Genomic DNA, 20,868 nt, shown 5'->3' on the forward strand with positions numbered 1-20,868 from the left:
AAACGTGATTTTGTGTTACTGGTAATATCACTTATCATTAAGGCGTGATATCAACCAAGAGAAAGCCTATGAAACCCAGTTCAATCCTGTTAGCCTCAGTCATTCTGCTCACCAGTCTTCAACCCGCAAGTGCAGAAGTGATCTTACAGCTTCCAAGCGATGTAGAATTATTAACTGTCAATGGCCAAAAACCATTAGGCGCAGCTCCTATCACCCTTAGCAACGGATTGAACCAAATTAGCTTTCGCTATAATGCACTATATCGACAACAAGCTAATTCAGTGAAATATCAATCCGATGTATTGATCATTCGCTTTAATGAAGTCGATCAACAACTCCAGCTTGAATTACCAAGTATCAACTCAGCTAAAAGTGCAAAACAATTTGATAAGTCCCCCACACTCAAACTTGTGAATAAGCACAACCAATCCGTACACTTTGACCAAGATAAATTAGTAAAAAATGGTCTACAGATAGGACGAAACTTCGAGCAGGAAATCTTTCAATACAACCAAGGGCAACATCCAGCCTCATTAACGTTAATGGCAGAGCGATCCACACCTCAAGCATCATCTCCTATGACGAATAACACTGTAACGCCTAATACGCCAACTCAAGCCGAAATCAGCCATATGCTGGATTATTGGTATCACCTCGCCGATGACGTTACTAAAGCAAAGTTCAAAGCCAAAATTAATGGGCAATAAGCTTATTCGTTAAGTTTTGCGCAGCACCAAACTAGCATGTCACGCTAACCCCAATACAGAATAGAGCAGCCTGGGTTGCTCTTTTTATTGGCCTGATGTTATGCGCCTAAATTCTTCAGGGTAACCCAATATGAAATGGTGTTTAAGGGAGAATATAAAAGTTAAACAAGCAGAAACCGAAAACACTAAATACAAAAAAGCCAGCTTATTAAGCTGACTTTATGCTCTCTTACAAGACGGTTTACCTTCACTTTTAGTGAAATCAAATTAGGCGCTTGGCGATGACCTACTTTCTGTTATCCCCGAAGGGGATAGATGGGGGCGAGTCATCATTGCCTAAAATGCACAGCATTTTGATGTGTCGCGCGGAGCAATGTATTGCGCAGCTGGGTATCCCGCTTAGCGGCGGGCGGCCGCCAAGGATGGTGGAAGTGTCAATATTGGAGGAACATTTATTGACCGACATCGAGGTAGCTTTTCGCGAAGCGTATAAACAAAAAAGCCCTAGCGGTTTAGGCTAGGGCTTTTTTGTTTATTTAGGCGCTTGGCGATGACCTACTCTCACATGGGGAGACCCCACACTACCATCGGCGCGATTGCGTTTCACTTCTGAGTTCGGGATGGGATCAGGTGGGACCACAATGCTATTGTCACCAAGCAAATTCGGTTTTAACAAGACTCGAGAGCGCACTGCGTGCTGCTAGGTCCTAGAACCTACTCTTGTCTTATTTATTAATTTAGAAAGCTGTATTGAGTATCACTTCTTAAGTGTTTGTATTCGTCTAAGTACTGTACGACCTCCAGGGAAGGAGGAAGTACTGGAAAATGTCTGGAACATTTTCAGTAAAACCCATCTGGGTTGTATGGTTAAGCCTCTCGAGTCATTAGTATCAGTTAGCTCAACGCCTCACAACGCTTACACACCTGACCTATCAACGTCCTAGTCTCGAACGGCTCTTTAGTGGACTTAAAGTCCAAGGGATGACTCATCTTGGGGCTCGCTTCCCGCTTAGATGCTTTCAGCGGTTATCGATTCCGAACATAGCTACCGGGCAATGCCATTGGCATGACAACCCGAACACCAGCGGTTCGTTCACTCCGGTCCTCTCGTACTAGGAGCAACTCCCCTCAATCATCCAACGCCCACGGCAGATAGGGACCGAACTGTCTCACGACGTTCTGAACCCAGCTCGCGTACCACTTTAAATGGCGAACAGCCATACCCTTGGGACCGACTTCAGCCCCAGGATGTGATGAGCCGACATCGAGGTGCCAAACACCGCCGTCGATATGAACTCTTGGGCGGTATCAGCCTGTTATCCCCGGAGTACCTTTTATCCGTTGAGCGATGGCCCTTCCATTCAGAACCACCGGATCACTATGACCTACTTTCGTACCTGCTCGACGTGTCTGTCTCGCAGTTAAGCTGGCTTATGCCATTGCACTAACCGTACGATGTCCGACCGTACTTAGCCAACCTTCGTGCTCCTCCGTTACTCTTTGGGAGGAGACCGCCCCAGTCAAACTACCCACCAGGCACTGTCCTTACCCCAGATAATGGGGCCAAGTTAGAACATCAACACTACAAGGGTGGTATTTCAAGGACGACTCCATCAGAACTAGCGTTCCAACTTCAAAGTCTCCCACCTATCCTACACATGTAGGGTCAATGTTCAGTGCCAAGCTATAGTAAAGGTTCACGGGGTCTTTCCGTCTAGCCGCGGGTATACGGCATCTTCACCGCAATTTCAACTTCACTGAGTCTCGGCTGGAGACAGCGTGGCCATCATTACGCCATTCGTGCAGGTCGGAACTTACCCGACAAGGAATTTCGCTACCTTAGGACCGTTATAGTTACGGCCGCCGTTTACCGGGGCTTCGATCATGAGCTTCTCTTGCGATAACCCAATCAATTAACCTTCCGGCACCGGGCAGGCGTCACACCGTATACTTCCTCTTGCGAGTTTGCACAGTGCTGTGTTTTTGATAAACAGTTGCAGCCACCTGGTATCTGCGACTCCCGTCAGCTTAGAGAGCAAGTCTCATCACCAACAGGAGCGTACCTTCTCCCGAAGTTACGGTACCATTTTGCCTAGTTCCTTCAGCCGAGTTCTCTCAAGCGCCTTGGTATTCTCTACCCGACCACCTGTGTCGGTTTGGGGTACGATTCCTACTAACCTGAAGCTTAGAAGATTTTCCTGGAAGCATGGCATCAACTACTTCATCCCCTTGGGGACTCGTCATCAGCTCTCAGTGTATAGTGACCCGGATTTGCCTAAGTCACCCACCTACCACCTTAAACGCGGACTACCAACGCCGCGCTAGCCTAGCCTTCTCCGTCTCTCCATCGCAGTTAGCAAAAGTACAGAAATATTAATCTGTTTCCCATCGATTACGCCTTTCGGCCTCACCTTAGGGGTCGACTCACCCTGCCCCGATTAACGTTGGACAGGAACCCTTGGTCTTTCGGCGAGGGGGTTTTTCACCCCCTTTATCGTTACTCATGTCAGCATTCGCACTTCTGATACCTCCAGTGTGGGTTACCCCTTCACCTTCTACGGCTTACAGAACGCTCCTCTACCGCGCAACCCTAATGGATTGCACCCGTAGCTTCGGTGGTATGTTTAGCCCCGTTACATCTTCCGCGCAGGCCGACTCGACTAGTGAGCTATTACGCTTTCTTTAAATGATGGCTGCTTCTAAGCCAACATCCTAGCTGTCTAAGCCTTCCCACATCGTTTCCCACTTAACATACACTTTGGGACCTTAGCTGACGGTCTGGGTTGTTTCCCTTTTGACGACGGACGTTAGCACCCGCCGTCTGTCTCCCGAGTAGTACTCATTGGTATTCGGAGTTTGCAAAGGGTTGGTAAGTCGGGATGACCCCCTAGCCTTAACAGTGCTCTACCCCCAATGGTATTCGCTCGAGGCGCTACCTAAATAGCTTTCGAGGAGAACCAGATATCTCCCGGTTTGATTGGCCTTTCACCCCCAGCCACAAGTCATCCGCTAATTTTTCAACATTAGTCGGTTCGGTCCTCCAGTTGATGTTACTCAACCTTCAACCTGCCCATGGCTAGATCACCGGGTTTCGGGTCTACGCCTTGCAACTAAACGCGCAGTTAACACTCGGTTTCCCTACGGCTCCGCTATTCGCTTAACCTCGCTACAAAACGTAAGTCGCTGACCCATTATACAAAAGGTACGCAGTCACGGTCTCAAGTACCGCTCCCACTGCTTGTACGTATACGGTTTCAGGTTCTATTTCACTCCCCTCACAGGGGTTCTTTTCGCCTTTCCCTCACGGTACTGGTTCACTATCGGTCAGTCAGGAGTATTTAGCCTTGGAGGATGGTCCCCCCATATTCAAACAGGATATCACGTGTCCCGCCTTACTCGTTTTCATCAAAGGTTAGTTTTCGTGTACGGGGCTATCACCCTGTGCCGCTGGACTTTCCAGACCATTCCACTAACACCCCTCTGACTTAAGGGCTAATCCCCGTTCGCTCGCCGCTACTAGGGGAATCTCGGTTGATTTCTTTTCCTAAGGGTACTTAGATGTTTCAGTTCCCCTCGTTTGCCTCATAACGCTATGTATTCACGTTATGATGACCGCTTATGCGGCCGGGTTCCCCCATTCGGACATCGTTAGCTCAAATGCTTGTTACTAGCTCGCCAACGCTTTTCGCAAGTTACTACGTCCTTCATCGCCTCTGACTGCCAAGGCATCCACCGTATACGCTTAGTCGCTTAACCATACAACCCAAATGAGTTTCACATCACTTGCGTCGTTGCGACCAGCTGGTTTTACTTGTCTCATCTTCGACCAAGAAGATGGACTCGCCTTAGACTTGAATATTCAAGACACTTAAAAAGTGTGTTAAGAACTCAATTTTTTTCGTATTAACACAACGACAGACATCATTGTGTTAATTACTATCAGCTTTCCAAATTGTTAAAGAACAATGCTTACCGGCTCGCGGTGCATGTCGCTCTCCCTTCCCTTACAGGAAGTTCAACAAGCCATCTGTGTGAACACTCAACAAACATCAAGTTAGTCGTATAGGTAAGGAGGTGATCCAGCCCCAGGTTCCCCTAGGGCTACCTTGTTACGACTTCACCCCAGTCATGAACCACAAAGTGGTGAGCGCCCCCCCGAAGGTTAAGCTACCCACTTCTTTTGCAGCCCACTCCCATGGTGTGACGGGCGGTGTGTACAAGGCCCGGGAACGTATTCACCGTGGCATTCTGATCCACGATTACTAGCGATTCCGACTTCATGGAGTCGAGTTGCAGACTCCAATCCGGACTACGACGAGCTTTGTGAGATTAGCTCCACCTCGCGGCTTTGCAACCCTCTGTACTCGCCATTGTAGCACGTGTGTAGCCCTACTCGTAAGGGCCATGATGACTTGACGTCGTCCCCACCTTCCTCCGGTTTATCACCGGCAGTCTCCCTAGAGTTCCCACCATTACGTGCTGGCAAATAAGGATAGGGGTTGCGCTCGTTGCGGGACTTAACCCAACATTTCACAACACGAGCTGACGACAGCCATGCAGCACCTGTCTCACGGTTCCCGAAGGCACAACCGCATCTCTGCAGTCTTCCGTGGATGTCAAGAGTAGGTAAGGTTCTTCGCGTTGCATCGAATTAAACCACATGCTCCACCGCTTGTGCGGGCCCCCGTCAATTCATTTGAGTTTTAACCTTGCGGCCGTACTCCCCAGGCGGTCTACTTAATGCGTTAGCTTGAGAGCCCAGTGTTCAAGACACCAAACTCCGAGTAGACATCGTTTACGGCGTGGACTACCAGGGTATCTAATCCTGTTTGCTCCCCACGCTTTCGTGCATGAGCGTCAGTCTTTGTCCAGGGGGCCGCCTTCGCCACCGGTATTCCTCCAGATCTCTACGCATTTCACCGCTACACCTGGAATTCTACCCCCCTCTACAAGACTCTAGTTGGTCAGTTCGAAATGCGATTCCTAGGTTGAGCCCAGGGCTTTCACATCTCGCTTAACAAACCGCCTGCGCACGCTTTACGCCCAGTAATTCCGATTAACGCTCGGACCCTCCGTATTACCGCGGCTGCTGGCACGGAGTTAGCCGGTCCTTCTTCTGTAGGTAACGTCACAGATAAGTCGTATTAGGACTTACCCTTTCCTCCCTACTGAAAGTGCTTTACAACCCGAAGGCCTTCTTCACACACGCGGCATGGCTGCATCAGGGTTTCCCCCATTGTGCAATATTCCCCACTGCTGCCTCCCGTAGGAGTCTGGGCCGTGTCTCAGTCCCAGTGTGGCTGATCATCCTCTCAGAACAGCTAGGGATCGTCGCCTTGGTGAGCCATTACCTCACCAACTAGCTAATCCCACCTAGGTTCATCCAATCGCGAGAGGCCCGAAAGTCCCCCTCTTTCCCCCGTAGGGCGTATGCGGTATTAGCAGTCGTTTCCAACTGTTATCCCCCTCGACTGGGCAGATCCCTAGGCATTACTCACCCGTCCGCCGCTCGCCACCTCAGGAGTAAACTCCCTCGTGCTGCCGCTCGACTTGCATGTGTTAGGCCTGCCGCCAGCGTTCAATCTGAGCCATGATCAAACTCTTCAATTAAAGTTTTGGTGTTTCCGAAGAAACGGCTCAATGAATTCTGTCATTTGTTTCCGCCATCTCTTCATAAAGAGAAGAAAGCGAAACCAAAATTATGTACATATTGCTATGAACACTCGTCATCATTGATTTAATTCTTTGATTACTCGCCAAACGGCAGAGTAATTTCGATTAACTCAACACCTGTGAGTGCCCACACAGATTTCTTGTTTAGATTGTTAAAGAGCATCTCAGTCTCATCAGAGAACCTGAGCACCACACTGGGCGATTAACGCTTCCAGTTGGCTAGGGCTGCGTATTCTACGCATTTCCCTTGTCGCGTCAAGGCGTTTTTGCAAACTTCTTGGCGCTTTCGAATCAACTGCACATTTTGCATTCGATTCACACTGAAACCGCATCCGCAACCGCATCCGCTTTCGCTGCCTGCCGTGTCAGTGGATGCGCATTATAGGCAGCTGAATTTTTTGTGCAAGGGATTTTTTAATTAAAGAGCTCGCTCGCACAAATAACCAGCAAAACATTCTTTGTTGGTGAAATATGCGCCAAATTTACTGATTAGGTTAATGAGTTTGGCATATAGACAATATATGTGCAGGGAATTCTATAGATCGAATAACCTTAAGGAACGAATCTTTAACACTTTCGCATATAAAGAGTAGATGTACTTGAATAGGTTTAACGTTACGGTTCAAGATACTGTTCATCTTGAACCGTCAGCCTCACTGCTTAAGGTTGACTACTAACTTATGAGTAATCGAAAAGTCTTTTAGATTATGGTTTTTCACCGGAGTTGATTGAACTCTTATTTTCTTTAATCTCTTTGCCTTGTTCATCATCGCCAACAATATGAGCCACTTTTAGTTTTCGAACTGTACGAATAGTAACCACAGGACCTGAGATAGCATAAAGGTAAAAACCTATACAGAGGATTAACGCAGGCTGCACCGAAACCACCACAAATATGCCCACAAGCAATAGAATGACGATAAAGTTCACTTTGCCGCGCCAGTCGATCTCTTTGAAGGAATGGTAACGGAAATTACTCACCATTAATAAGCCTGTAGTAGCAGTGATCAATCCTGCAATCCAACTGATATTTTTACCATCGAGACTATATTGGTTACCGAGCCAGATACTACCCGCAATTACCGCTGCAGCTGCTGGACTGGCGAGCCCTTGAAAGTAACGTTTATCCGCAACTCCCACTTGAGTGTTGAAACGTGCGAGCCTTAATGCTGCCCCCGCGCAATAGATAAACGCCGCCAACCAACCGACTTTGCCTAAATCCGCCAAGGCCCAATTATAGGCGAGTAGTGCTGGTGCCATCCCAAAGGACACCATATCAGCCATGCTGTCGTACTCGGCACCAAAGTCACTTTGAGTATTAGTCAACCTTGCCACTCGCCCATCGAGACCATCACATATCATGGCCACAAAAATCGCGATCGCAGCCGCTTCGAAGTTAGCATTCATAGAGGCAATCACAGCATAGAAACCGGAAAACAATCCTGCAGTCGTGAATAAATTCGGCAGTAAATAGATACCTTTATTCTTTACTGTTTGATTAGAAGAATTTTGCATACACTTATAGAGCTATGAACAGAAATGGAAGTAGGCTTCAAGATAGCATATTTTACAATCATGTCGATGATGCCCTTAGGGATGATTTTTATGTTAAAGAAAGCAAATTTGAGCGCAGTGTTATTAAGTATTGTCTGCATGGCACTGCTAACGCCCTCCGTTTTGGCAAGTGTCATTTACACTTGGGTGGATGAAAATGGGGTCACCCATTACAGTCAACAACCACCGACTCAGGAACAACAAAAAGCACAGCAGTTGTATAGTGAGGATCTTGAGCCAAGTAAAATCGGCTATGTGGCCCCCGTAAAAACAGCTGCGCCAGCAGAAATATCAGAATCTGAAAAGTCTGCAGCCTTAATCAAAGAGAAAGACGCTAAGCAAGCTCAAGCTATTTGTGAAAATGCAAAGCATAATTTAGATGTGCTGATGACTCACACTAAACTCACTCGTCAAGAAGAGGGGAATAATGACCCCGTTGCGATGACTGAAGAAGAGCGCCTAGCGGCAATTACAGAAAATCAGCAACGGATTACACTTTTCTGCGATAAAAAATAAGCTAAACACTTAGGGTGTGTTGACGTTTCGAGATTACATTTTGTTCGCTCTGGCAAGCTCGTGTTCACGAAACGAGGAATGATGTGTCGTTATTCTACTCAAATGACGAGCGACTCTGATGACAGAAAGTAAGAGCAAGGGCTTGCCAACCCTTCGGGCAGCATTTGGCTGCGTTTATGCCGCCTTATCGTCCGTTTATGTAGAATAACTACACCGCACGGACTTTGCCTTGCATAAACACCAGTCAAATTGCTGTAAAAATAACCCTGAAACGTCAACACGCCCTAGGTAGACTCCCATAAAAAATCGCACAAAAGTCTCTAATGTAACCCACTAAAAATAGATAAAAAAACCGAAGTCTTGGACTTCGGTTTTTTGTTTTGCTCTCAAGATAGTTACCACCGCACGGTTTTGAGCAATGTTATTGCTCAAATACCAGTTCACCATCCACACAGCTGACCTTGATAGGTTTGCCGGGTAGCAAATCACCACGCAGTAGTTTTTGCGCTAGCGGATTTTCCATCTCTTGTTGCAAGGCTCGTTTTAGTGGTCTTGCACCATAGACAGGGTCGAAACCAATTTCTGCGATCAACGATAATGCCTCGTCGGTGATCTCCAGGGTATAGTCTTTCTCTGCCAAACGCTTACGCAATGAAGCAATTTGGATAGAAGCAATATGCTTGATATTTTCTGCATCCAAGGGATGGAATACCACAGACTCATCGATCCGGTTTAAGAACTCGGGTCTAAAGCTATGGGTCACCACATTCATCACCGCGCTCTTCATTTCGCTGTAACTTAAATGGCCGAATCCTTCTTGGATAATGTCGGAACCTAAGTTCGAGGTCATGATGATCACCGTATTTCTAAAGTCGACAGTGCGACCTTGACCATCGGTTAAGCGGCCATCATCCAATACTTGCAGCAAAATGTTGAACACGTCAGGGTGCGCCTTTTCCACCTCATCGAGCAAAATCACTGAATAAGGCTTACGACGAACTGCTTCAGTTAAGTAACCGCCCTCTTCATAACCAACATATCCAGGAGGAGCACCAACCAAACGTGAAACTGCATGTTTTTCCATAAACTCGGACATGTCGATGCGCACTAAGGCTGATTCACTATCAAATAAGAATCTAGCTAACGACTTACACAGCTCAGTTTTACCCACACCAGTTGGTCCTAAAAACAGGAACGAACCAATCGGGCGATTTGGATCGGCAAGCCCAGCTCGGCTGCGACGAATCGCATTGGCGACCGCATCTACAGCTTCATTTTGGCCAATCACACGCTCATGTAATGCCACTTCCATCTGCAACAGTTTTTCACGCTCGCCTTCGAGCATCTTAGACACAGGAATACCCGTTGCCTTAGACAATACTTCGGCAATTTCTAAGTCGGTGACTTTATTACGCAGCAGGGTCATATCCTGCATTTCAGCTTGCGATGCTAAATCCAGCTGCTTTTCAAGCTCTGGAATGCGGCCATATTGCAATTCAGACATACGAGTTAAATCACCTGCGCGGCGCGCGACTTCTAAGTCCAGCCGCGCTTGTTCCAAATCGGCTTTAATATGCTGAGTACCAGCAAGGGCAGCCTTTTCGGTACGCCAGATTTCGCTCAGCTCAGAAGCCTTAGCTTCAACGTCACGCAATTCCTCTTGCAAATGATCTAGCCTTCGACGACTCGCCTCATCATTTTCTTTGGCTAACGCTTGCTCCTCCAGTTTGAGCTGGATAGCACGACGTTCGAGCCTGTCGAGGGATTCAGGCTTGGAATCCATCTGCATACGGATGCTCGATGCCGCTTCGTCAATTAAATCGATGGCTTTATCAGGTAATTTACGATCCGACACATAACGGTGCGACATCGTCGCCGCCGCCACAATCGCTGGATCGGTAATTTCCACATGGTGATGCAGCTCATAACGCTCTTTCAAGCCACGCAAAATCGCGATGGTGTCTTCAACGCTTGGCTCATCCACTAATACTTTTTGGAAACGACGCTCAAGGGCGGCATCTTTTTCAATATATTGGCGATACTCGTCGAGAGTAGTAGCCCCTACGCAGTGGAGATCGCCACGAGCCAAAGCAGGTTTTAACATATTGCCCGCATCCATTGCGCCATCGCCCTTGCCCGCGCCCACCATAGTGTGTAGCTCGTCGATAAAGAGGATCACTTGGCCTTCTTCCTGCGCCAGCTCGTTAAGCACGGCTTTTAAACGCTCCTCGAACTCTCCCCGGTATTTAGCGCCCGCAATTAATGCCCCCATATCTAAGGATAAAACACGTTTATTTTTAATACCTTCAGGTACTTCACCGTTCACAATCCGCTGAGCAAGCCCTTCGACAATGGCCGTTTTACCCACCCCAGGCTCACCAATAAGCACAGGGTTATTTTTAGTTCGACGTTGCAAGACTTGAATCGTGCGACGAATTTCATCATCACGGCCAATCACAGGATCGAGTTTGCCCTGCTCAGCACGTTCAGTAAGATCGACGGTAAACTTTTTCAGCGCTTGGCGTTGATCTTCCGCATTGGGATCATCCACTTTTTGCCCACCACGCACTTGCTCAATGGTTTGTTCCATCAGCTCTTTGGTCGCGCCGGATTTTTTGAGGCATTGCGCTAGTGCATCGCAGCCCTCAAGCGCCGCGAGAACGAACAATTCGCTGGAGATATATTTGTCTTTACGCTTTTGCGCCAATTTATCGCAAAGGTTTAATAAACGAATTAACCCTTGGGATAACTGTACATCGCCGCCAGTGCCTTCAACTTGGGGAAGACGCTCAAGCTCTTGGCTCAAAAGCGAACGCAATGCACTCACCCGAATACCAGCTTGGGTTAATAAAGGATGGATAGAACCAGAATCCTGGTTGAGCAGCGCCATCATCAAATGTAGCGGTTCGATAAACTGATGATCACGCCCAAGAGCTAACGACTGGGCATCTGAGATGGCAAGCTGAAATTTATTGGTCATACGATCGAGTCGCATACAGCCTCCTAAAACTCACAAATAAGGTACAACATTTTGTTAGTTAGAAAGATGGGGGCTATTTAACCAAATTCAAGCTATATGGCTAGAAATTAATACAAACTGTAGGGAAATAAACTTAAGACTTAAGCCAGATCAAGGAAGCCATGCGGCCAGTGATTTTATCGCGGCGATAGGAGAAATAATCCATGTTCGATACAGTACAAATATCGGCACTATAAACTTGAGAGACTCCCAGTTTAGTTAAACGCAGTTTGGCTAAACCGATAATATCGGCAAGGTATTTATCACCTCGCGCAATAAAGCAACTTTCAGCATTAGGATCTTTTACCATAAAAGCATCACGCACTTCAGCGCCAACCTCAAAGGCCATAGGACCAATAGCCGGCCCTAAGTAGGCGATAAGCTCGTTTGGCTTTGAGGTAAAATGTGCCACGCTCGCCTCAATCACACCATCACAGAGTCCGCGCCAACCTGCGTGAGCCGCCGCAACTTCAGTCCCTTGTTGATTACACAAAAGCACTGGCAAGCAATCGGCGGTCATCACCACGCAAACTCGTCCAGCAAGATTGGTATAGCTAGCGTCAGCAATATGGGGATGAGAAACTGAAATACTCGCTTGTTGAGCCTGAGCTTCTGGCGCTAAATCAACAGATTTGATATCCGCTAAATCAATTACATGAGTACCATGAACCTGTTCTAACCACACAGGCTCAGTCGCAAGCCCTAACTGCTTAGCCAAAATGCCACGATTAACCAATACTTGCTGTGGTATGTCCCCAACGTGCAGCCCTAAATTCAGGCTGTCGTAGGGAGCAAGACTCACGCCGCCATGGCGGTCGGTCATTGCAATTGCCACATTATCCGGTACAGGCCAATCGTGCATCAACATCAGTTAGTACTCGATCGGATGTTCTAAAGTGTCTTGACGTAGTGCTTTAGTCAAAATCACCATATCTTCTGGGATCGGCGCCGTCCAGCTCATGATTTCACAGGTCACAGGATGCGCTAATTCCAAACGCACCGCGTGCAGTGCTTGGCGTTTAAAGTTTTTCAAAATCTCAAAAAACTCAGGGCTTGCTGCTTTCGGTGGTTTTGGACGGCCACCATATACAGGATCACCCACCAGCACATGGCCGATATACGCCATATGGACACGAATTTGGTGAGTACGGCCCGATTCTAAACGCAATCTTAAGCGAGTGTGATTACGGAATTTTTCTGCCACACGATAATGGGTCACCGCGGGTTTACCCGAATGATGCACCGCCATATGGGTACGTTTTGTCGGATGACGGCCAATCGGCTCATCCACTGTGCCACCCGCCGTCATAGTACCGAGGACAATCGCCTCGTACTCACGGGTGATTTCACGAGCTTGCAATGCGGCAACCAAATGAGTCTGTGCTTCAACCGTTTTGGCCACCACCATCAAACCTGTGGTGTCTTTATCCAAACGGTGCACAATACCGGCACGTGGCACGTGCTCAATATTAGGGCAATGGTGCAGCAGTGCGTTCATCAAAGTACCGTCGGCATTACCTGCACCAGGATGAACCACTAAGCCAGCTTGTTTATTGATGACTAAGATATCATCGTCTTCATAGACAATATCCAGCTCAATCGCTTGAGCTGCCGCATGCACTTCTTCTTCGAGCGTGGCATTAATTTCAATTTGCTGCAGCTCAAAAACCTTCTCGCGTGGCTTGTTTACCATCACGCCATCAACATAGACTGCATCAGATAGGATCCATTCCTTGATGCGCGTGCGCGAGTAATCTGGAAACAACTCAGCCAGTGCTTGATCCAATCTCAGGCCAGTTTGTGTTGCCGAAATCTCGCTTTTTAGATTAATCTCTTGTGTCATAGGAACCGTATCCCCATTTTGGGGTCAAAAAATGTGTACTATCTGTTACAATCGAATGCTTTCTATTTTATCGTGAAATGGAAAAATTCTTAACTACAACTTATAAAGAATTGAATTCAAGTATGTATAAATTCTCCAAAGGCTTAACCTTAGTCCTATTTTCACTAGCGTTATCAGCCTGTAGTAGCAGTCCTGAAGATAACGACATTGCCGCCAAAACCTCACCTGACGAACTTTATTCTCAGGCAAGAACCTCCATGGAGCTTGGCAATTACTCTAAAGCTGTCCGTTCATTGGAGGCGTTAGACTCTCGCTTCCCGTTCGGACCACATAAAACTCAGGTACAATTAGATCTGATTTATGCTTATTACAAAATGGACGATGTTGCCTCTGGTATTGCCAACATTGACAGATTCATCCGTTTAAACCCAACTCACCCCAATATCGACTATGTCTACTATATGCGAGGACTCGTCAATATGCAGGCGGATAGCTATTTATTCCATGATATGTTGAATATCGATAGAACCGATCGCGATCCCAAAAATGCCCAAGACGCCTTTAAGGATTTTGATCGTCTAATCAAAACCTACCCCAACAGCAAATATGCCGCCGATGCGCAAAAACGCATGTTATCGCTGAAAAACCGTTTAGCAAAATACTCCATTCAAGTTGCTGAATACTATATCAAAATGAATGCTTGGAGTGCTGCGGCCGTTCGTGCACAATCTGTGTTAGAAACGTATCCCGGTACACCGTCAACTGAGCGAGCACTGGAGATTATGGCAGAAGCTTATGGCGAGTTAGGTCAGAACCAACTGAAGCAAAACGTGCTAATGGTAATGCAAGCTAACTTCCCAAACAATGAAATCTTATCAAACTAAGTCGAAATGCCCCTTTTAGAGGGGCATTTTTTTACCCTCTACGACCATATTTTACGTTTCTTACTCTTTTTTATCACACTGAGTATTTCTCATGCTCATCGCAAAAGACTCAATAAATACGCGATTCGAGTGAAACTTATCCAACCGCGTCACTTTTTACATTATTTAGTAAAAATCAGTTGACTCAAAAGCCGAAAAGCCTTTAAATTGCGCCCGTCGCCCGAATAGCTCAGTCGGTAGAGCAGAGGATTGAAAATCCTCGTGTCCCTGGTTCGATTCCGGGTTCGGGCACCATCTTTAAATTGGCTGCGTTAGCGACCAGTGTTAAAGAATTGCAATAAAGTACAGTGCAGGTGTGGTGGAATTGGTAGACACGCCAGCTTCAGGTGCTGGTGCCCTTGCGGGCGTGGAGGTTCAAGTCCTCTCACCTGTACCAAATTGCGATTCAACTTAATTCGACAACATGTCGAATACCATGCAGATGTGGTGGAATTGGTAGACACGCCAGCTTCAGGTGCTGGTGCCCTTGCGGGCGTGGAGGTTCAAGTCCTCTCATCTGTACCAACATTTAAACCTCGCTTAGCGAGTTTTTTTTGTATCTGTGATTTTATTTCCTTAAATATCCAACCACTTTTTTCATATTTGCTATAACTATTCATACAGACTCATCATGGTCTGCTCGAGTTCTGCCTAGAAGACTCCCCTTAGCTCACTGAGGAAATCCATATGAATGGCGTTCAAATAAAACATAAGATGTTTATTGGCATTCTCGTACCACTTCTAATGCTTGTGATAATTGCGTTTACCGCTATCAATATGATGGGAAAACTAGAACATAGCGTTGAGCGAATTTATGAAAATCAAGTCGTGCCCCTTAATGATCTTAAAATCATTGCCGATAAATATGCCGTCGATGTGAATGATGCGGTGAATAAAGCCAATGCCGGTGGATTTAGCGCTTCACAGGCCGCTAATGCGCTTGAAGATGCCAGCAAAACAATCAAGCTACATTGGCAAAAATACCTTGCTACTGAGCTTACTAAAGAAGAATCACAGCTTACTCAACAGGCGGCCCCCTTATTTACCGCTGCTAATCAACAGATTGAGCAGCTCGTATCGTATCTTAGAAGCTTTAATGGCGATGTCGCTCATCAACTGAATGACAAAATATTACCGCTTTACCAAGTCATAGATCCGATTAGTAGCACAATATCAGAACTTACCGCTCTACAAATCAAAATTGCAGATAAGGAGATAGCGGTTGATAAAGAACTCTATGACTCTTCTATTACCATTTTTATCACGCTAGCAGGGCTTGCAATACTGCTCAGTATCTTGATCGGACTCTGGGTTAAACGCAGTGTGATGAATCCTATCAACGATATTGTGCGCAATCTCAAAACGATTCGCCAAGACTCCGATCTTACCGTTAAATTTCACACCTTTAATGATGATGAACTTGGACTTATCTCAACCAGCCTCACTCAAGTCATTGAACATTTGAGAGGGATTTTGCACTCCATCGCCGAAGCGGCCAACACTGTAACGAGCTCAGCGACCGAACTCAGTAGCTTCACCCAAGAAACCAATAAACGCATGCAGCAACAGCAAGCTGAAACCGAACAAACTGCTACAGCAATGAATGAAATGACGGCGACGGTGGCAGAAGTCGCTCAGAGCACTTCTGCAGCAGCGAATTCGGCAAAGGATGCGGATACTTATGCGGCTAATGGCAACCGTATCGTCATCGACTCGATTAGCAGCATGTCTCAACTCTCTGAACAAATTCAAAAAACAGCGCAAGTTATTGGATTTTTATCGAATGAGAGTCAAAACATAGGTCGAGTTTTAGATGTAATTAAAAGCATTGCCGAACAAACCAATTTACTGGCATTAAACGCCGCAATTGAAGCAGCACGCGCTGGCGAGCAAGGCCGAGGCTTTGCCGTTGTCGCTGATGAAGTCAGAACATTGGCTCAACGTACGCAAAAATCCACCCAAGAAATTGAAGCAATGATTGCAACGCTACAACAAGGCGTAAAACAAGCGGTTAGCGCGATGGAAGTCGGCATCAAACAAGTCGATGATGCCAACAATAAAGCGAATCAAGCTGGCCAAGCGCTAAAAGAAATTGTCGCTTCAGTGGATAATATTGCGGAGCTAAATACTCATATTGCAACCGCGGCGGAAGAACAAAGCAGTGTGGCCGAAAACATAAATCGTAGCATAATCGCGATCAGTGACATTACCGACGATGCGACTCGCTCCGCACTTGAATTAAGTGAGTCTGTGATAAACCTAACCAAACTGGCTAACAGTATGCGCTCTCAAGTCAGTGCTTTTAGACTTTAATAACAATTGCGGCGTGCTTATTCGCATGCCGCTTATTTACTCAATGGCAAACTGAGTCAGAAAAATCATAGAACATTCCGATCCCACAACATTAGGACAATGTTTATCTCGGCCAGATTGATGCGACTTCTTCTACTGTTAGCATCCGACTCTCACCAGGGCTTAAAGCTTCATCCAGTGTAATATCGCCAATGGAAAGACGATGTAACTCCACCACAGGATTACGAAAACGACCAAACATCGGTTTGATTTGATGGTATTTTCCTTCCATCAGAGTAACTTCGGCTAGATGAGAATCTAAGATCACAAGCTTTGCAGGTTGAGTGGTAATATCTTCAAACGCAAAATACATGCCCTGAGCGAATGCTGCGATATACTCCTCACTCAAAGGATTGGCTAAAATTACCCGATACACTTTATCCACTTTTTGTTCAGGTGACATTAACGCCTCAGACCAACGGCTATCATTGGTAAGCAGTAATAAACCCGATGAATTTAAATCCAAGCGGCCAGCAATATGCAGCTCGTGGCGCGCCTCACACGCCAGCAAGTCGATAACGGTTTGATGCTCTTTATCTTTGGTGGCACTGACTACGCCAACGGGTTTATGCATCATCAAATATATGGGTTGATTGGCTTGCAATATGTGCCCATCAAACACGATATGGGAAAATTCATCCACCTGCAGATCGAGCGCTTTAGCAGGGATGCCATTCACATACACTCGCTCTGCAAGCAAAAGTGCTCGCACTGCTTTGCGGTGAATTTGCAACTTAGTTGCTAGGTATCTATCAAGGCGACCACGTTTAGATTGCATAGCTAACTTTACGACTCCAAATCAAGATAACGGGGCAATACGGTAAGCGCAGCGACGAGCACCTTCGACAATATGCTCTTCGCGGCTCACTCTGGCGATATCGGCAAACAATTGCTGGAATAATTGCAGCTCTGAGCGACAAAAATTTTGGCATTTCGTCGCCGCGCTACAGATAGGACAATGATTTTCAAACAACCAGAAAACCCCATCCATTTCATCCTGCGTTGCCATATAGCCCTCAAGAGTTCGCAGCTCCACCAGTTTCGCGAGTCGACTGGCAATATCGGCCATACCAAGCATTGCCGCACTGTACTGTTGCATCGCAGTGTGTTCGCGATGTTCGATCAGTTTTTCTAACCCCTGATCGCCAAATATCATTTTTACTGAATCAATCAGTTGCAAACTCAACTCACTGTGACGGTCGGCAAAGTGTATCCGGCTCTGCTCCGTTAACCCCCAATATCGAGTTGGACGGCCACGACCTTCGACTCTATCTTCAATATCAACATCACCCGCCTCTTCTAAGGCTTGCAAATGCTGACGAACTCCCATGGTCGTTAACGCCAATTCTTCCGCTAAGGTCTTAGCCGTTAACGGACCATGCAATTTGAGTAATTGAATAATCTTATCAGTGGTTTTCATATACGCTCTCCGCTCTTCGCCGCAGATTATCCCTTAATCGCCCACCTTTTAACAGAATAAATAAAGTTTTTTATTTATTTTATCCTTTACAAGATTAAATAAAGTAATTACCTTATAAATAATTTATAAACAAATAGGTTTACATAATGAAGTTACTCATCGTCAGCACCAGCCAAAGATCCAACTCGCAAAGCGCTAAAGTGGCAAGATATATCACCGAGAATCGTTTTTTAGCACCGCATTCGGAAGGTTACGAGGCTATCCATCACTTAGAACTTTGCCAGTTCAACCTACCCTTTTGGGATGGAGATGAAGACAGTAAGGGCGAGCATTGGCCAGAAATAGCACAAAAGGTAGCACAGGCAGACGCGCTGATCCTGATCACGCCAGAATGGGGCGGAATGGCTTCGCCGCTTCTGAAGAACTTTTTATTGATGTGTAGCCGCCAAGAAACGGCCCATAAGCCTGTGTTGTTGATTTCAGTTTGCAGCGGCATTAGCGGTGCTTACCCCATTGTGGAAGTCAAAATGAATGCTCTCAAAAACAATAAATTAGTACCGATTCCCGACCATTTGATCATCCGTAATGTCGAGAATGTACTCAACGCTACACCCCAAGGTACGCGGGATATCGACCTCAGAGAAAGAGTGCAATATAGCCTGTTTATGTTGCATCAATACGCCCAAGCCTTAGCGCCGATACGCCAACGCCATATTCATCAACCCTATCCCAAGCAGCAGGAATACTGCTACGGTATGTAAGCCGCTTGGATGAATAACACCAATTACAAGGAACGCATTATGATCCATTTAGAGCACATCAACCTCGTCGTCGACGATATACCTAAAGCATTAATCTTTTACCAAGCCGCCTTCCCCCATTGGCGTATTCGTGGTGGAGGGGAAAGCACTTGGTATAGCAAACCGCGTAACTGGACCCACTTTGGTGATGATTATCAATATATAGCTTTCAGTGATAACGGCGAAGGTGAAAACCGCGACTTAACGGGTCATCAAATTGGCTTAGCCCATTTTGCTTTTGTCGTAAGTGATTTAGATGCAATCATCACCAGACTGACTCAAGCAGGTTTTCCGATAGCAAAAGAGGGCATGGAAGATCCCTATCGCCGCAATATTTACTTTTTTGATGCCCATGGATTTGAAGTCGAGTTTGTTGAGTATCTGAGTGATATTCCCGCAGAGCGAAACCGCTATTAAACCCTAAGTGTACTAAGGCGCAGGTATAGGATAATTCTGTATTTTGCGCCTTATCGCTACTGCAGACTTATCCCTAAAAATCGTTACTTTATACGGGTAACCCGCTAAACTAGCGCGCTATCCGGCTTCAGATGATTAAACTTTCGATTAGTAAATAAGACATGACCACACCCTATTGTTATTCCACAACTTACATCTTAGATAAAGCGCATTTTGACGAGTGTTATACCCAGTCCGTCAAACCCGATCCCACACTCAAACCTTACTATAAAGCCATGGGATTTGGGCTCATTGGCATTGCGCTGATTTTTGCAGATGTCAGCCTCTATCTGGCCTATTTCTTTGTTGGGCTCGGGGTGATTGAAGCATTAAATGTAAAATACAACAAAGCTTGGTGGTTGATGCGGCAAATGATGAGCAAAGCAGCCAATAATGAAGTGACACTTATTGTTGATGAGCAAGGTATCCACACAAAATCACAATATGTAAACGCTCAAATTCTCTGGACGGATATTTATCGAATTGTGCAAACGGATAAAGGGTTCCTAATCACCCATAAAACGGGAACCAGTTATATCTCTAACCGTAGCCTAGATGATGCCTGTATCGGATTTATCCAAACCAAAATCTGATGTCGAAAGTTGTAGATTACTGACTCATCAGAATGAAAAAGGCTGAATAATTCAGCCTTTTTACTTTAACGAAGAACTAAAATGTTAGGCCTTTGCCTTAAGCTCACCTATAGGCAAAATCGTGCGGCCATATTCATTATTAAGCACTTGCGCCATGGCAAAGTAAATTGCACTCGCGCCACAAATAATTCCTTCAAAACCCGCGATAGTGCCAATTAGAGCGCTGCCAGTAAAATCTCTTGCCGCGAGGAGGAAAAATAGAATCGTCAGTGAGGCAAACACAAACTGCTTAGCCCTTGGATAACGTAACGATCCCACAAACATAAAGGCTGTAAAAATTCCCCAAAGGGTTAAGTACCACCCCATAAAATAGCTTGGGCTCGCCGCAACCCCAGCATTTGGCATCAAAATAAGCCCAACTAAGGTCAACCAGAATAAACCGTAAGAGGTAAAGGCAGTTGTGCCGAAGGTATCACCGCGCATAAAACACATAATACCCACGATAATTTGACCCAGTCCGCCATAGAAAATCCCCATAGCTAAAATCATCGAGTCAATCGGAAAGTACCCTGCATTATGAATGTTTAGCAGGATAGTCGTCATACCAAAGCCCATTAAACCTAATGGAGCAGGATTCGCCAGTTTTGTCGACACAGAAAGTCCCCAAAATAAATAAGTAAATTTCAGTACAGTGATTTGTACTTCTAGTTCGATAAAAAGCGGCGAATTTTAGATAACAATGAAATGGATCACAACCTAAATCTGATTACTGTAAGATATCTAAACATTTTAATTTAAAATCATAGACATATAAAAACTCAAAACCAAAAAAACCAACAGTTCAAAAATTAATCTCTTAAGATTCAAACATCTATAAAATGCTTGTATAAATAGTGCGCTAAATCTTATTTAAATAGCAATCTTGCTGTAGCGCAAACTTCCCATATTTCCACCATAAAAAGCTTACGCACCAAACTGAGATAAACCATCAAAAAGATTAACTTCATCCCAT

At 45.9% G+C, this 20,868-nt stretch carries 14 protein-coding genes, 3 tRNA genes and 3 rRNA genes; 10 read left to right on the forward strand and 10 right to left on the reverse strand.

What is annotated here, in order from left to right; all coding sequences use genetic code 11:
• Positions 1–68 precede the first annotated feature (68 nt).
• Entirely contained in the window at positions 69–707 is a 639-nt protein-coding gene (locus SO_RS16685) for a DUF2057 domain-containing protein (RefSeq protein ID WP_011073395.1), read from the forward strand.
• Positions 708–1,249: 542 nt separating this feature from the next.
• On the opposite strand, the gene rrf is transcribed toward SO_RS16685, so the two are convergent.
• The 4 genes from rrf to pssA form a co-directional block, all read right to left on the reverse strand.
• Positions 1,250–1,365, reverse strand: a 5S ribosomal RNA gene (gene rrf / locus SO_RS16690).
• Positions 1,366–1,570: 205 nt separating this feature from the next.
• A 23S ribosomal RNA gene (locus SO_RS16695) occupies positions 1,571–4,463 on the reverse strand.
• Positions 4,464–4,774: 311 nt separating this feature from the next.
• A 16S ribosomal RNA gene (locus SO_RS16700) occupies positions 4,775–6,317 on the reverse strand.
• Together the 16S, 23S and 5S rRNA genes form the textbook arrangement of a ribosomal RNA operon.
• 768 nt (positions 6,318–7,085) lie before the next feature.
• Positions 7,086–7,895 carry a CDP-diacylglycerol--serine O-phosphatidyltransferase gene (gene pssA / locus SO_RS16705; RefSeq protein WP_011073396.1) on the reverse strand — a complete coding sequence of 270 codons (810 nt, stop codon included), beginning with the start codon at positions 7,893–7,895 and terminating at the stop codon, positions 7,086–7,088.
• A gap of 90 nt (positions 7,896–7,985) precedes the next feature.
• Here pssA and SO_RS16710 point away from each other — a divergent pair, with 90 nt between their 5' ends.
• Positions 7,986–8,450, forward strand: coding sequence for a DUF4124 domain-containing protein (locus SO_RS16710; protein ID WP_011073397.1), 465 nt, complete (start codon positions 7,986–7,988; stop codon positions 8,448–8,450).
• Positions 8,451–8,871: 421 nt separating this feature from the next.
• On the opposite strand, the gene clpB is transcribed toward SO_RS16710, so the two are convergent.
• The 3 genes from clpB to rluD all read right to left on the reverse strand — a co-directional run bounded on the left by clpB (position 8,872) and on the right by rluD (position 13,312).
• The gene (gene clpB / locus SO_RS16715; protein WP_011073398.1) at positions 8,872–11,445 is read right to left on the reverse strand and encodes an ATP-dependent chaperone ClpB; all 2,574 of its coding nucleotides are present in this window, start codon (positions 11,443–11,445) and stop codon (positions 8,872–8,874) included.
• 118 nt (positions 11,446–11,563) lie between these two features.
• The gene (gene pgeF, locus SO_RS16720; protein ID WP_011073399.1) at positions 11,564–12,337 is read right to left on the reverse strand and encodes a peptidoglycan editing factor PgeF; all 774 of its coding nucleotides are present in this window, start codon (positions 12,335–12,337) and stop codon (positions 11,564–11,566) included.
• A gap of 3 nt (positions 12,338–12,340) precedes the next feature.
• Positions 12,341–13,312, reverse strand: a complete 972-nt coding sequence (rluD, locus tag SO_RS16725; protein WP_011073400.1) for a 23S rRNA pseudouridine(1911/1915/1917) synthase RluD — start codon at positions 13,310–13,312, stop codon at positions 12,341–12,343.
• A gap of 122 nt (positions 13,313–13,434) precedes the next feature.
• Between rluD and SO_RS16730 the strand changes: the two genes are divergently transcribed.
• The 5 genes from SO_RS16730 to SO_RS16750 all read left to right on the forward strand — a co-directional run bounded on the left by SO_RS16730 (position 13,435) and on the right by SO_RS16750 (position 16,548).
• Positions 13,435–14,196, forward strand: a complete 762-nt coding sequence (locus SO_RS16730) for an outer membrane protein assembly factor BamD (protein WP_011073401.1) — start codon at positions 13,435–13,437, stop codon at positions 14,194–14,196.
• A gap of 218 nt (positions 14,197–14,414) precedes the next feature.
• Positions 14,415–14,490: transfer RNA gene (locus SO_RS16735), tRNA-Phe, on the forward strand.
• A 55-nt stretch (positions 14,491–14,545) separates the two neighbouring features.
• Positions 14,546–14,632: transfer RNA gene (locus SO_RS16740), tRNA-Leu, on the forward strand.
• A 41-nt stretch (positions 14,633–14,673) separates the two neighbouring features.
• A tRNA-Leu gene (locus SO_RS16745) sits at positions 14,674–14,760 on the forward strand.
• Positions 14,761–14,922: 162 nt separating this feature from the next.
• Positions 14,923–16,548, forward strand: a complete 1,626-nt coding sequence (locus tag SO_RS16750; RefSeq protein WP_011073402.1) for a methyl-accepting chemotaxis protein — start codon at positions 14,923–14,925, stop codon at positions 16,546–16,548.
• Between the two features lie 103 nt (positions 16,549–16,651).
• Here SO_RS16750 and SO_RS16755 read toward each other — a convergent pair whose 3' ends face one another.
• Together SO_RS16755 and SO_RS16760 are read right to left on the reverse strand one after the other, a co-directional pair.
• A complete protein-coding gene (locus SO_RS16755) occupies positions 16,652–17,365 on the reverse strand; it encodes a pseudouridine synthase (protein WP_011073403.1) in 714 nt (237 codons plus the stop codon).
• A 21-nt stretch (positions 17,366–17,386) separates the two neighbouring features.
• The gene (locus SO_RS16760) at positions 17,387–18,007 is read right to left on the reverse strand and encodes a helix-turn-helix transcriptional regulator (RefSeq protein ID WP_011073404.1); all 621 of its coding nucleotides are present in this window, start codon (positions 18,005–18,007) and stop codon (positions 17,387–17,389) included.
• 146 nt (positions 18,008–18,153) lie between these two features.
• Between SO_RS16760 and SO_RS16765 the strand changes: the two genes are divergently transcribed.
• The 3 genes from SO_RS16765 (at position 18,154) to SO_RS16775 (ending at position 19,856) form a co-directional block, all read left to right on the forward strand.
• Positions 18,154–18,768, forward strand: coding sequence for an NADPH-dependent FMN reductase (locus SO_RS16765; RefSeq protein WP_011073405.1), 615 nt, complete (start codon positions 18,154–18,156; stop codon positions 18,766–18,768).
• A 39-nt stretch (positions 18,769–18,807) separates the two neighbouring features.
• On the forward strand, positions 18,808–19,224 hold the full coding sequence (locus tag SO_RS16770; RefSeq protein ID WP_011073406.1) for a VOC family protein: 417 nt from the start codon (positions 18,808–18,810) through the stop codon (positions 19,222–19,224).
• Between the two features lie 161 nt (positions 19,225–19,385).
• Positions 19,386–19,856 carry a YcxB family protein gene (locus tag SO_RS16775; RefSeq protein WP_011073407.1) on the forward strand — a complete coding sequence of 157 codons (471 nt, stop codon included), beginning with the start codon at positions 19,386–19,388 and terminating at the stop codon, positions 19,854–19,856.
• Between the two features lie 84 nt (positions 19,857–19,940).
• Here SO_RS16775 and SO_RS16780 read toward each other — a convergent pair whose 3' ends face one another.
• On the reverse strand, positions 19,941–20,510 hold the full coding sequence (locus SO_RS16780; RefSeq protein ID WP_011073408.1) for an acetate uptake transporter: 570 nt from the start codon (positions 20,508–20,510) through the stop codon (positions 19,941–19,943).
• Positions 20,511–20,868: the final 358 nt, after the last annotated feature.

Source organism: Shewanella oneidensis MR-1 (assembly GCF_000146165.2).
In the GTDB taxonomy this organism is placed as follows: Bacteria; Pseudomonadota; Gammaproteobacteria; order Enterobacterales; family Shewanellaceae; genus Shewanella; species Shewanella oneidensis.

What these genes read in the sequence shown, in the direction of transcription:
- SO_RS16685 (WP_011073395.1), top strand. Translation starts at nt 69, where the DNA reads ATGAAACCCAGTTCAATCCTGTTAGCCTCAGTCATTCTGCTCACCAGT.
- pssA (WP_011073396.1), bottom strand. Translation starts at nt 7,895, where the DNA reads ATGCAAAATTCTTCTAATCAAACAGTAAAGAATAAAGGTATCTATTTA.
- SO_RS16710 (WP_011073397.1), top strand. Translation starts at nt 7,986, where the DNA reads ATGTTAAAGAAAGCAAATTTGAGCGCAGTGTTATTAAGTATTGTCTGC.
- clpB (WP_011073398.1), bottom strand. Translation starts at nt 11,445, where the DNA reads ATGCGACTCGATCGTATGACCAATAAATTTCAGCTTGCCATCTCAGAT.
- pgeF (WP_011073399.1), bottom strand. Translation starts at nt 12,337, where the DNA reads ATGTTGATGCACGATTGGCCTGTACCGGATAATGTGGCAATTGCAATG.
- rluD (WP_011073400.1), bottom strand. Translation starts at nt 13,312, where the DNA reads ATGACACAAGAGATTAATCTAAAAAGCGAGATTTCGGCAACACAAACT.
- SO_RS16730 (WP_011073401.1), top strand. Translation starts at nt 13,435, where the DNA reads ATGTATAAATTCTCCAAAGGCTTAACCTTAGTCCTATTTTCACTAGCG.
- SO_RS16750 (WP_011073402.1), top strand. Translation starts at nt 14,923, where the DNA reads ATGAATGGCGTTCAAATAAAACATAAGATGTTTATTGGCATTCTCGTA.
- SO_RS16755 (WP_011073403.1), bottom strand. Translation starts at nt 17,365, where the DNA reads ATGCAATCTAAACGTGGTCGCCTTGATAGATACCTAGCAACTAAGTTG.
- SO_RS16760 (WP_011073404.1), bottom strand. Translation starts at nt 18,007, where the DNA reads ATGAAAACCACTGATAAGATTATTCAATTACTCAAATTGCATGGTCCG.
- SO_RS16765 (WP_011073405.1), top strand. Translation starts at nt 18,154, where the DNA reads ATGAAGTTACTCATCGTCAGCACCAGCCAAAGATCCAACTCGCAAAGC.
- SO_RS16770 (WP_011073406.1), top strand. Translation starts at nt 18,808, where the DNA reads ATGATCCATTTAGAGCACATCAACCTCGTCGTCGACGATATACCTAAA.
- SO_RS16775 (WP_011073407.1), top strand. Translation starts at nt 19,386, where the DNA reads ATGACCACACCCTATTGTTATTCCACAACTTACATCTTAGATAAAGCG.